12 protein-coding genes are annotated in these 12,081 nt (G+C 66.8%); 2 read left to right on the top strand and 10 right to left on the bottom strand.

Going from position 1 to position 12,081, the window contains the following annotated elements; translation table 11 throughout:
• Position 1: 1 nt before the first annotated feature.
• The 5 genes from ACOGXC_RS01520 to ACOGXC_RS01500 all read right to left on the bottom strand — a co-directional run bounded on the left by ACOGXC_RS01520 (position 2) and on the right by ACOGXC_RS01500 (position 3,622).
• Positions 2–868: a ubiquinol-cytochrome c reductase iron-sulfur subunit gene (locus tag ACOGXC_RS01520; RefSeq protein ID WP_419918969.1), complete on the bottom strand. Its 867-nt coding sequence runs from the start codon at positions 866–868 to the stop codon at positions 2–4.
• Between the two features lie 9 nt (positions 869–877).
• A complete protein-coding gene (locus tag ACOGXC_RS01515) occupies positions 878–1,678 on the bottom strand; it encodes a menaquinol-cytochrome c reductase cytochrome b subunit (protein WP_419918968.1) in 801 nt (266 codons plus the stop codon).
• A 42-nt stretch (positions 1,679–1,720) separates the two neighbouring features.
• Entirely contained in the window at positions 1,721–2,449 is a 729-nt protein-coding gene (gene extP, locus ACOGXC_RS01510; protein ID WP_419920097.1) for a selenite/tellurite reduction operon b-type cytochrome ExtP, read from the bottom strand.
• A gap of 97 nt (positions 2,450–2,546) precedes the next feature.
• Positions 2,547–3,038, bottom strand: a complete 492-nt coding sequence (locus tag ACOGXC_RS01505) for an NADH-quinone oxidoreductase subunit I (RefSeq protein WP_419918967.1) — start codon at positions 3,036–3,038, stop codon at positions 2,547–2,549.
• Positions 3,038–3,622, bottom strand: coding sequence for a hypothetical protein (locus ACOGXC_RS01500; protein ID WP_419918966.1), 585 nt, complete (start codon positions 3,620–3,622; stop codon positions 3,038–3,040). The genes ACOGXC_RS01505 and ACOGXC_RS01500 overlap by 1 nt, the downstream gene beginning before the upstream one ends.
• A 273-nt stretch (positions 3,623–3,895) precedes the next feature.
• On the opposite strand from ACOGXC_RS01500, the gene ACOGXC_RS01495 reads away from it, so the two are divergent.
• Both ACOGXC_RS01495 and ACOGXC_RS01490 read left to right on the top strand, forming a co-directional pair.
• Positions 3,896–4,681, top strand: a complete 786-nt coding sequence (locus ACOGXC_RS01495; RefSeq protein ID WP_419918965.1) for a c-type cytochrome — start codon at positions 3,896–3,898, stop codon at positions 4,679–4,681.
• Positions 4,584–5,954: a geranylgeranyl reductase family protein gene (locus tag ACOGXC_RS01490; RefSeq protein ID WP_419918964.1), complete on the top strand. Its 1,371-nt coding sequence runs from the start codon at positions 4,584–4,586 to the stop codon at positions 5,952–5,954. The genes ACOGXC_RS01495 and ACOGXC_RS01490 overlap by 98 nt, the downstream gene beginning before the upstream one ends.
• Here ACOGXC_RS01490 and hemL read toward each other — a convergent pair.
• From hemL to ACOGXC_RS01465, 5 genes are all read right to left on the bottom strand, one after another.
• Positions 5,912–7,159, bottom strand: a complete 1,248-nt coding sequence (hemL, locus tag ACOGXC_RS01485) for a glutamate-1-semialdehyde 2,1-aminomutase (RefSeq protein ID WP_419918963.1) — start codon at positions 7,157–7,159, stop codon at positions 5,912–5,914. The genes ACOGXC_RS01490 and hemL overlap by 43 nt on opposite strands.
• 169 nt (positions 7,160–7,328) lie before the next feature.
• On the bottom strand, positions 7,329–8,849 hold the full coding sequence (gene cobA / locus ACOGXC_RS01480) for a uroporphyrinogen-III C-methyltransferase (RefSeq protein ID WP_419918962.1): 1,521 nt from the start codon (positions 8,847–8,849) through the stop codon (positions 7,329–7,331).
• Positions 8,850–9,064: 215 nt separating this feature from the next.
• Entirely contained in the window at positions 9,065–10,039 is a 975-nt protein-coding gene (hemC, locus tag ACOGXC_RS01475; RefSeq protein ID WP_419918961.1) for a hydroxymethylbilane synthase, read from the bottom strand.
• Positions 10,040–10,043: 4 nt separating this feature from the next.
• Positions 10,044–11,354 (bottom strand): glutamyl-tRNA reductase, encoded by a 1,311-nt coding sequence (locus tag ACOGXC_RS01470; protein ID WP_419918960.1) that lies wholly within the window; start codon positions 11,352–11,354, stop codon positions 10,044–10,046.
• Positions 11,299–11,931: a precorrin-2 dehydrogenase/sirohydrochlorin ferrochelatase family protein gene (locus ACOGXC_RS01465; RefSeq protein WP_419918959.1), complete on the bottom strand. Its 633-nt coding sequence runs from the start codon at positions 11,929–11,931 to the stop codon at positions 11,299–11,301. The genes ACOGXC_RS01470 and ACOGXC_RS01465 overlap by 56 nt, the downstream gene beginning before the upstream one ends.
• Positions 11,932–12,081 lie beyond the last annotated feature (150 nt).

The following is a 12,081-nucleotide window of genomic DNA, read 5'->3' as shown; positions in this document are numbered from 1 at the left end:
ATCAGTGCGATGCTCCCCCAAGACAGCTCGGCCCCTCGGGCTCCTGGCCGGTGGTGTTCACCCCGATGGGGGGCCCCTGGATAATGGTGCCGGTGCGGATGATGAACTCCCCCTTGGAGTTGACCGACATGGCGAACCTGTCCATGCCCCGGGGAGCGGGCCCACCCCGCTTCTCGCCCACCTGGTTGTAGCGGGATCCGTGGCACGGGCACTCGAACCACTGCGAGGTCAAACACGACGGCACCCGGCACCCCAGATGGGGGCACTTCTGGAACAAGGCAATCAGCCCGGACTCGATCCCCGCCAACTCCGGAGCGCTGTACACGTTCTGCGCCTTCTGCAAGGCGGCTTGCGGGTACTCCGTCACCCAGGCGCGACCCTCGGGAATATAAAGGAAACCGTTCTCATCCTTGATGCGGGACTTCACATCGTCCACCAGGCCCACGTTCACGTCGGCACCGAAACCGGTGACGAACGGCGGCCACAAGAAGGCTATGCAAGCGGCACCGAAACCACTGAGGCCAAAACCCATCATGGCCACCGTGCTGCGATTCAGGAACTGGCGGCGGCTCACCCCGACCATCTCGGGATGGGGCGGGGTCCACTCCTCGACCGACGCATCCACCGCCTCCACCACCTCGGTGCCGGCGGATTGGCGAGCCACCACCGCGGCCCTCTCCACCTCCCGGCCGGTGGGGCCGGCAACGGGTTCGCCGTCGACGGCCACCCGGCCGCGATCCCGGCGGCGGGTCTCCCGGTTCAGGTGCCCCTCGGCGGCCATGGTCTCCCGGCGGCGGGCCGCGGCCACCAGCATGATCGCGGCGGCCACCACGATGATCGGTATGGCGATGGAGAGTGCAATACCCACGGGCAATTCCTAGAGATCGAAGAAGAGACCGGCTTCCCACGGGAAGACGAAGTTGAAGCCGGGGCCCCGGAAGAACGAGCCGATGAGAACCAGCGTGGCCCAGAACATCAGGTGAATGGTCATGATCGAGATGGCGAACTTGCGATCCTCGGGTCGCTTGCTGGGATTGCGGTCGATGTAGGGGGCCAAAATCAGCAGGAACAACCCGATTCCGGGAATGGTCACCCCGGCCACCATCGGGTGGAACATGGTGAGCAGCTCCTGAAGGCCGAGGAAGTACCAGGGGGCCTTGGACGGGTTGGGGGTCTCGTTGAAGTTGGCCAGCTCCAGCAGCGGGGCGTTCACGAAGATCGAGAAGATCAAGGTGAAGGCGGTGAAGACCAGCGCAGCCACGAACTCCACCACCAGCAGGTGGGGCCAGACATGGACCTTGTCGGCGGGCATGGCCTTGACATCTTGGATCGAGCCCGACTTGACCACGGTGAGCAACCGCTGGGTACCGCCTCCCGGTCCGGTGGCCGCCGGCTGAGCCACCGCCGGGGCGGCGGCCACTGCGGTGGCGGCACCGGTGGCCGGTGCGGGGGCCAACCCCCCGGACCCCCCGGAGGCGGCCTGCTCGCGAGCCGACCGGGACCGGTCCAGCAGGTGATCGGGAATCCGGGGACCACCCGAGGATTCCCCGGACGGGGCATCGGCAGAACCGGGCGCGTCGGAACCGGGCGCGTCGGAACCGGCACTGCCCTGCTGGGCCTCGGCGCGCTCGCGAGCCTGCTGGGCCCGCTTCAGGAGATGTTCGGGAACTTCGGCCATGGGCTTTGGGGTGGGGCCGGAGCGGCGTGGTGGCATCGCTCCTTAGAGGGGCCCGGAAATACCTCCGTCCTTTCTAACTCGCCAGAAGTGGATAGCCATGAAAATGACGATCACGAAGGGCAACATCAGCACGTGCAACACATACCATCGCAGCAAGGTGTCAGTGCCGATCTCCACCCCGCCGAGCAGCACGAAGCGCACTTGATCGCCGAATACCGGGGTGAAGCCCATCATGTTGGTTCCCACCGTCACCGCCCACAGGGCCAACTGGTCCCAGGGAAGCAGGTAGCCGGTGAACGACAGCAGCAGGGTGAGGGTCAAAAGGATGACCCCTATGACCCAGTTGAACTCCCGGGGCGGCTTGTAGGCCCCGTGGTAGAAAACCCGGGCCATGTGCAAAAACACGGTTATCACCATGAGGTGCGCGGCCCACCGGTGCATGTTCCGCACCAGAAGCCCGAAGGTGACCGAGGTCTGGAGGTTGTAGATGTCGTCCCAGGCCTGGGCGGCGGTGGGCCGGTAGAAGAACATCAAGAAGATACCGGTCACCGTGAGCAGGATGAACAGGAAGAAGCTGAGGCCGCCCAGGCACAAGGTGTAGCTGACCTTCACCGCGTGACGCTTCACCTTCACCGGATGAAGGTGGTAGAGCACGCTGTTCATGATGACGTAGCTGCGGTTCCGGGGGCTGTCGCTGTAGCCCTTCCTGAAGATGGAACCCGGACGGAATATGGACGACCAGGCCTGCGACCCCTGAACATCGCTCAGCATGCCGCTGACGGCCTGCTTGGCCCGCTCGCTCGCCGGTGGTCTGGGCTGTTTTGCCACGTTTCTCCCCGTGTCCTGTTGCGTTCGTCCGGGCCTAGTTCTAGGCCAATCTCATCCCGTAGCCGTAGCCGTAGCTGGTCATACGCTGGTGGGGGTCGCCGTCTCCCCCCGGATCGCCCAGCCGGCCCAGGGTAATCACACCGGTGGGGCACCGATCCACACACAGGGCGCAGCGGGTACAGGCATCCTCGTCGATGGTGAAGATCACATGGTCGCTGGGGTCCACACCGGGCTGCTCGGCCCCCACCGCCATGTCCACCGCATCCGGGGTCACCATGTGAATGCACTTCCACGGGCAGATGTCCACACAACCCTCGCACATGATGCATTCGGACTGATCGATGTGGATGAACTGCTTGGGCTTCACCTGGCTCTGGAGGTACTCGTTGTCCACCTCAACCAGCACGTAGTCGTCCCGGAACTCCGGCATGGGGGGGTTGGCGTTGGCAATCGTCGTCCACAGCGTGTCGAACTTCTCGTACTCCTGCTCACTGACCCCCGGTTCGGGGGGGTTGGTATCGCCGTCGGCCATCAGACCGTTACCCCCTTTTTCACGATCGGTCGCCCGTACTCGGACTTCTCCACCTCCACCGGGGCGGTCTTGCCCCGGTTCTGCCACACCATCCAACCGGCCACGTTCCCGGCCAGACCCACGCCGTAGATCAGCACCGCCACAACATCTCGCAGCACCAGGTAGGGAAGGTCGAACGGCAGAGCCCAGGCAATGATGCCCTGACCACCCACATGGTAGCCCTCGATGAGACGGTCCTTGCGCCAGCCCAGCTCGCTGTCGGCGTACACCAGCCACTGATGGGGCACCACGCCGTAGACCCAGAACAGCAGGAAGAACACCGCCGCTGCCGCCAGCATGGCCTCGCCCCAGGTGTGATAGGCCCCCACCGGCCGGCGGCGGGCGTACTCCAGGAAGGCCACCGTACCCAGAACCGCCACCACCGAGCTGGCGGTGAAGGCCACATTGAAATACGGAGCCCCCAGACCCTCGTCGTACTGGTGAACGGCAATAAAGGCCCACAGGGCCATGAACAGGGCAAAAACCGCCCCCATGGCCTTGTAGAAATTGGTGACAGCGTTGTCTATGGGCCTCTTGGCGGCCACGTTCCTCCCCTCAAGGGTGCGGTTGCCAAAGATAGTAGTAGCCGCGCCACGCGCTACTACACATCAAAGTGCCCGCCAACCATGCCCCTTGCCCAGGCGACCCCGCAACAGTTGGTTATGAACGCCATGAATAGTTGGGGGATGAATACTTGGGGGATGAATACTTGAGGGATGAATACTTGGGGGATGAATAGTTGGGCCGCCGGCACCGGGCGGGCCTAATGTGTCACCGGGTCGGCTGATCTGCCGGCCGGGAGGCACACCGGAGGAGCGTTGACCGAGGTACCCGAGCATCTGCTGCAACGATCGAAGGATCGCCGCAAGGCTCTCGGCGCGACCGTTGACGGCGAACCGGCCGCATCGGTTCCCCCCTCGGAAACCACCGCCGCTCCCGCCGTAGCCCAAACCCGAACCCCGGCGGCAACGGCTCCCTCCCTACCCGAACTGCCCGAACTGAAGCCGGATCCCAAGCCTCAACCCGAACCCATCAAGCCCTGGGTCAAAGCCGCACTGACCCGCAAGAAGATCCCGGTATGGGCGGTACCGGTGCTGATCTTCCTGCCGTTCTGGGCCATCATCTTCGCCGGTACCCTGGAGTCGCCGGAGCAGGACAGCGAGATAGTTGCCCTGGGTCGCGAGGTCTACGAGAACGACGGCGGGTGCGCCGGCTGCCACGGGGCCGAGGGCGGAGGTGGGGTCGGCCCCGCGCTGAGCAACGGCGACGTGATTCGAACATTCAACGACTGGGAGGACCACGTCATCTGGGTGATCAACGGCTCACCGCCCGAACCCGGCACCCCCTACGGCGACGGCGGTGATCTGTCGGTGGGTGCCGCCAACGGCATGCCCGCTTTCGGCGACAAGCTGAGCGCCCGGGAGATACTGGCGGTTACCTACTTCGAGCGGGCCGAACTCGGCGGAGCCTCGGAAGCCGACCTGGTCGAACTGGAGGAGCTGTTCGATGCCGGAGCAACATTACCGGAGGACTTCGAGATCGGGCAGGTCTTCCCCAGCACGCTGCGCAACCTACTCGCCGGGGCCGGGATCGGGGAGAACTGACCACTTCCCGCGACCTTCTGGGGGAGAACTGACCACTTCCCGCGACCTTCTGGTCGTCGGCGGTGGCCCGGCCGGAGCCGCCACGGCCTACTGGGCGGCCCGGCACGGGCTGGACGTGGTGGTGGTGGAGCGCAAGCAGTTCCCCCGTGACAAAACGTGCGGCGATGGACTCACCCCCCGGGCGGTAAAGGCGCTGAACGACATGGGTTTGGGTCACCGGATGATCCGCTACCACCGTTACCGGGGTTTGCGGGCGGTGGCCCATGGCCGGACCATGGAATTGGCCTGGCCCCGCCACCCGGTATTCCCCGACTACGGCTATGTGGTGCGGAGGCGGGAGCTCGACCAACTGGTGGCCGACCACGCGGTAGCCGGGGGGGCCGAACTCCGGCTCGGGGTTGAAGCCACCCGACCGCTGCTGGTCAACGGGCTGCTGGACGGGGTCGAGGTGAAGAACACCATAACGGGCGGCACCGACCGGGTACGGGCCCGCTATGTGGTGGTCGCCGACGGGGCCAACTCCCGGTTCGGCCGGGCCCTGGGAACGGCCCGGGACCGGACCTACCCCCAGGGCATGGCCATCCGCACATACTTCGAGAGCCCGCTCCACGACACCCCCTGGATCGAGAGCGCCCTGGATGTGCGGGACCGCAACGGCAATTCACTGCCGGGATACGGCTGGATCTTCCCCGTGGGCGACGGGAGCGTGAACGTGGGCGTGGGTCTGCTGTCCACGTTTCGTGACTACACCTCGGTCAACACCTCCCACTTGATGCGGGAGTTCGCGGCCACCCTGCCCGCCCACTGGGAGATCGACCCCAACCGGCCGCTGATGGACCCGGTGGGGGGGCGCCTGCCCATGGCCGGGTCGGTCAACCCCAAGGTGGGGCCCAACCACCTGGTGGTGGGGGACGCGGCCGGGTCGGTCAACCCGTTCAACGGTGAGGGCATCGACTACGCCTACGAGACGGGTCGGATGGCCGCCGATCTGGTGGCCGAGGCCCTGGCCACCGGTGACGGCGGGGTGATCTGGCGGTACCCGAACCTGCTGGACGAATGCTACGGGGATTACTTTCGGGTGGCCCGCCTGTTTGCCCGGCTCATCGGCAAACCGGCGCTGCTGCGGGAACTAACCCGGATCGGCATGCAATCCCGGCCGATCATGGAGTGGGCCCTGCGCATCATGGCCAACCTCATGGATCCCGACAACCCCAAAACAGCCGAGTACATCTACAAAGCAGCCGCGAAAGCCTCAACAGTGGCATCTAAGTGAGAACCGGTGTGGGCCAGGCTTGGAAACAGGGCCTCGTAGGGGCCGGGGGCGAACGACACGCCGGCATCCAGGAGGGCATGGAACACTCGGGGGTAAATGCCGTTCTCGGCGGCGGCCCGAGCCTGATCGAAGTTCGAGGGGGGTTCCTCGCAGAAGAACAGGCCGAGCAGCGACCCCACCCGGGGCACCGTGCAGGCCACGCCGGCGGCAGCAGCAGCGGCCACCAGTCCAGTGGCCAGCCGAGCGGCGGTGCCGGCCAGTGTGCGGTAGGCATCGGGGGTCAAAAGCTCGAGCGTGGCCAGACCGGCCGCGGTGGCCAGCGGGTTCCCCGACAGAGTCCCGGCCTGGTACACCCCACCCAGTGGGGCCAGGTGGTCCATCAGCTCGGATCGCCCCCCGAAAACGCCGATGGGCAGGCCGCCCCCCACCACCTTGCCAAAGCACCACAGGTCGGGGATGACCCCGAACCACTCGGTGGCCCCCCCGGGGGCCAGCCGGAAACCGGTTATCACCTCATCGAACACCAGGAGGGCCCCGGATCGGTCACAGGCCGCCCGCAAACCCTCCAGAAAGCCGGGGGCCGGAGCCACCACCCCCATGTTGGCCGCCACCGGTTCCACCAGCACTGCGGCCACCTCGGCATCCATCTCGGGAATCTCGTTGTAAGGAGCCACCACGGTGTCGGCCACCGCCCCGGGAGTCACCCCGGCCGAGCCGGCCAGTCCCTGATTGGCCACCCCGCTGCCCCCCGCCGCCAAAAGAGCGTCGCTGTGACCGTGGTAGCAGCCGGCGAATTTGATGATCTTGCTGCGACCGGTTGCCCCCCGGGCCAGCCTGACGGCAGCCATGGCCGCCTCGGTACCGCTGCAAGTGAGCCTTGTCCATGCCAAACCGGGAACCCGGTCGCACAGCAGCTCGGCCAGCACCACCTCGCGCTCGGTGGGGGCCCCGTAGCTGGTACCGCCCGCGGCCGCTTCGGCGATCGCCGCGGTCACCGCCGGATGGGTATGGCCCAAAATGCCGGGGCCATAGCTCTGCACGTAGTCGATGTAGCGGTTCCCCTCCACATCCCACACATAGGGTCCCTCGGCCCGGGCCACGAAGTAGGGAGTCCCCCCCACCGACCGGAACGAGCGCACCGGCGAGTTGACCCCCCCGGGAATGACCCTCTGCGCCCGCTCGAACAAATCCCGGTTGGTGGCCATACCGGCTGATCCTAGAACTCAAATCGGCCCAGCCAACCAGCGAGCAAGCCCCGGAAAGGTTGGATATCAGCGGGCAAAGAAATCCGAGCGCCCCCGGTGAGGAGCGGGAAAAGCCATTGGATCTCAGCGGGCGAAGAAATCCGAATGCCCCCGGTGGAACCGCCGCCTCTCAGCGGGTGAAGAAATCCTCCAGAGCGGCCACCAAACCGGCGATGGTGTGCTCGGTGGCCTCCACTGCTACCTCCAGGCCCCGGTTGCGGGCAGTGGCGGTGGTAATCGGCCCAATGGTGGCCACCACCGGGGGCACCCCGCCGGTGCCGTGGATATCCACGAAGTTGGTCACCGTGGAGGACGAGGTGAAGGTGATGACCTCGGCCCCGGCCAGCCGGGCGGGGGCGGTGGGATCGGGGGGCGGGGCCACCGTGCGGTACACGGGAACCACATCCACATCCCAACCCGCGGCGGCCAAACCCTCGGGCAGCACGTCGCGGGCGGTCTCGGCTCGGGGGATGAGCACCCGTCCCGGCCCGCGGGGCATGGCCTCCAGCAGAGCCTCGGCCACGAACCGGCCCGGAACCAGATCGGCAATGACGTTGCGCTCGGCCAGCGCGGCCGCCGTCCCCGGCCCGATGGCTGCCACCTGCACCCCGCCCAGGTCGCGAGCATCTCGAAGCTGCTCCAGGAACCGGGCCACCCCGGTGGGCGAGGTGAACACAACCCAGTCGTAGCCACCGACCTGAGCCGCGGCCCGGGCCATGAGGTCGAGGTCGTCGGGAGGTTCGAAGGCGATGGTCGGCAACTCCACGGTTTCCGCTCCCCGCCGCCGCAGCTCAGCGGCCAGGGCCGAGGCCCGAGGTTGGGCTCGGGTCACCACGATGCGCCGCCCGAACAGCGGCCGGTTCTCGAACCAGGCCAGATCCACCGCTGCCACCTCGCCGATCACAATGGTGCTCGGCGGTTCGGGGCTCAAACCGGCCAGAGTCCCCACCGTGGCTCGTAGCGTGCGCTGGTCCGGGCGAGTGCCCCACTGAACGGCAGCCGCCGGGGTGTCGGCGGCCAAGCCCGCCGCTATGAGCCGATCGCAGATGGCGCGGCAGCGAGCCGCCCCCATGAGCACCACAACCGTGCCCCCCAAAGCAGCCACCGCTTCCCAATTGACCGACCCATCATTTTTGGCCAGGTCCTCCCCATCACCCGACACATCGCTTTTGGCCGGATCCTCCCCATCACCCGACACATCACCCTTGGCCGGATCCTCGTGACCGGTAACCACGGTTAGGGAGGTGGAGGAGTAGCGCATGGTCACGGGGATCCCGGCATAGGCGGGAACGGCCACCGCGGCAGTAACACCGGGCACGATCTCAAAGGCAACCCCCGCGGCAGCCAGCGCCGCGGCCTCCTCGCCACCGCGAGCAAACACGAAAGGGTCGCCCCCCTTGAGCCGCACCACTTGCCGGCCGGCTCGGCCCCGATCCACCAACAGGGCGTTGATGTCCTCCTGCGAAGTGCGGGGACCGCCGGGGGTTTTGCCCACTGATACGCGCTCGGCCCCATCGGGAACCAAATCCAGCAGCGAGGGGGCCGAGAGCCGGTCGTACACAACCACATCGGCACCGGCCAACACCTCGGCCCCCCTCAGGGTCAAAAGGTCGGGATCGCCCGGCCCGGCACCAACCAGGTAAACGGTCATCGGGCCGCAGCAAGCAACCGGCGGGTGTTCAACGCCATGCCCATCAACCCTGCCATCGTGGATAAACGGTCATCGGGCCGCAGCAAGCAACCGGCGAGTGTTCAACGCCATGCCCATCAACCCTGCCATCGTGGATAAACGGTCATCGGGCCGCAGCAAGCAACCGGCGAGTGTTCAACGCCATGCCCATCAACCCTGCCATCGTGGATAAACGGTCATCGGGCCGCGGCAAGCAACCGGCGGGCCAAGTCTTGGCCCAGGGATTCACCGTCGCTGCCCTCGTCAACCATGGTGTGGCAGCGGCCGTCCACACCGCCGGCCAGCACGGCCCGCATCACCACCCGGTTGTCGAGTATCCGGGCGTGGGCTCCCGCGGGCAAGGTGCAATCACCGCCCAGGGTGGACAGAAAGGCCCGCTCGGCGTCCACCGCTCGCCGGGCCATTGGATCCTCGATGGCGGCCAGAAGGGAGCGGACCCGATCATCGCCCTCCCGGCACTCCACCGCCAGGGCCCCTTGACCCACCTGAGGAACCATAACCTCGCAGTCCAACACATCCACGATGGCCGGCTGCTCGCGCCGCCGACCCAACACATCCACAACGTTCGGTTGCTCGCCCAGCCGCTCCAGGGCGGCCACAACGCTCGGTTGCTCGCCCCGCCGACCCAGCGCCGCCACAACGCTCGGATGCTCGCCCAGCCGGTCCAGGGCGGCTTTGGCCATGATCACTGCGTGGTAGTCGGGCACCTTGGCCAGCCGGGTGTCAATGTTGCCCCGCAACTCGGCGAACCGCAGATCGGGGCGGAGCCGGCGGAGCTGAACCCGGCGGCGGGCCGAGCCGGTGGCCACCAACCCTTTGGGGGGAAGGTCGTCCAACCGGCTGCCCACCAGCGCGTCCCGAGGATCGGCCCGGGGGGGCACCGCAGCCACCACCAGACCATCGGGGGTGGTGGCGGGCAGGTCCTTGGCCGAGTGGACGGCCAGGTCGGCCCGCCCGTCCAGCACCGCGGCCTGCACCTCCTTGACGAACACCCCCTTGCCGCCGATGGACGATATGGGCTCGCCGGCTCGCCGGTCGCCGGTTGTGGTCACAACAAGCAGTTGAACGTCGATGGCATCGCCCAGCAGATCGGCTACGTGGGCTGCTTGCCAGCGGGCCAAGGCGCTGCCTCGGGTGGCGGCGCGCAGCATTGGATCAGAGATCGAAAAGATCCCGTAGGGCTTCGGCCAACCGATCACCTCGCGGCGACCCCGCAGCCTGCTTGAGCCTGACGGTGGGCTCGTGCAGGAGTTTGTTCACCACCCTTCTGGTGGCGGCCTCGGCTGCTTCCCGCTCGGCCGGCGACAACCCGCCGCCATGACGATCCAGCTCCTCCCGGCGCAGGATCTCGGCCCGGGACCGGAGCGCGGCTACCAGGGGGGCCGCCTCCCGAGCCGAGCTGTAATCCATGTAGCGGTTCACCTCGTGGCCGATGATGTTTCGCACCCGTTCCGATTCGGCCCGACGCTCCTGAAGGCCCCGGTCGGCGAAGGCCCGCAGGTCGTCCATGTCCAGCAGGGTTACCCCGTCCAGGTTGCCCGCGGTCGGATCCACGTCCCGGGGTACGGCCACATCCACGATCAGCAGCGGGCGGTGTCCCCGCCGGGCCATGATCCCGGCCACATCACAGTGCTCCAGAATCATCGAGGACGCACCGGTGGAGGTCAAAAGCACATCCACTGCCACCAGCTCGGCGGCCAACTCGTCGAGACCCACCGACCGGCCTCCCACCCGGCGGGCCAGCTCCGCGGCCCGGTCGGCGGTGCGGTTGGCCACCACAACCTCTCCAACCCCACTGTTGGCCAGGCCGGCGGCCATTCCCCCGCCCATGTCCCCGGCTCCCAGCACCATCATGCGACGGCCGACCAACCCGCCCAGCCGCTCGCCGGCCAGAGCCACGGCCGCGTGGGACACCGAGGTGATGTGATGGGAGATGCCGGTCTCGGAGCGGGCCCGCTTACCAACCTCCACCGCATGACGGAACAGGGCATTCAGAGTGGTGCCGCAGGTGCCCTCCAGCCGGGCTGCCTCCCATGCGTTCCTCACCTGACCCTGAATCTCATGCTCGCCCAGTACCGCGGAATCCAAACCGCTGGTCACCGCGAACAGGTGCGACACGGCATCGGCCTCGTAGTGGACGTAGAGAGCATCGCTGAACCGCTCAGGGGGCACATGAGCGGTCTCGGACAAAAAGTCCCGCACATTCTGGAACGCCCCGTGAAAGGTCTCGGCAAAAGCGTAAACCTCGATGCGGTTGCAGGTGGAGAGCACAACCGCCTCGGATATGTTCTCCCTCCCCATCAGGTCGGTCAGCGCCTTGGGTTGGTGGGACTCGTCAATGGTCATCTGCTCCAGCAGGCCGAGGGGCGCTGTTCGATGGTTGAGGCCTATGGCAAGTACTGACACTGGTTCATCCGGGGTTATCGACCAGGCGGTCGACGATGTCTCGTGCTCGTCGGGTTTCACCGGAGCGGATCATCTCCAGCATCCCCGAATCCAGTGCCTGTTGCCAAGCCAGGTCCTCGGTGGACACGCCCGCGGCCCGGAACCGCTCCCGGGCCTCGCTGAGCAGACCCAGCAGCGTCTCGTACTCGGGTCCGATCTCTTCCTCAAAACGGCGGCGGAGCCAGCGGGACAGGGCCGGGCTGTGGCCGCCGGTGGAGCAGGTAACCATGATCGGCCCCCGGCGCATCTTGCTGGGGAGGGTGAACGAGCAGTTCTCGGGGTCATCGGCGCTGTTCACCCACACCCCGGACGACTCGCCATCGCGGTACACCTGAGCGTTGATCTCCCGGTTGCCGGTGGCCGCCACCACGAGGCGGTAACCAACCACGTCCCCGGAGCGGTAACGGCGGCGGTGAACGGTAACCCGCTCGCGGTTCTCCAGATCGGGAACCGGATCGGGGGCGATCACGTCCACCCTCGCCCCGGCTTCCAGCAGCCCTTCGGTTTTGGCCAGTGCCACTTGGCCTCCCCCCACCACCAGGCAACGGTAACCCCTGATCCGCAGGTTCACCGGGTAGAGGGCTTCCTCGATGGGCATAACGGTCAACCGGTAATACCGATCAGCGAGCCAGCACGAACAATTGGACCGCCGCCGCCACCAGGATGGCCAGCAGCAAAACAGCGATGACGATGGTGGTTCCCGGTCTCATGGCACGGCGATGACGATGGTGGTTCCCGGTCTCATGGC

The organism is Candidatus Poriferisocius sp., from assembly GCF_965202595.1.
Lineage (GTDB): Bacteria > Actinomycetota > Acidimicrobiia > Acidimicrobiales > Bin134 > Poriferisocius.
Note: the sequence above shows the minus strand (reverse complement) of the source record. Positions and strands in the feature narration are given on the sequence as shown.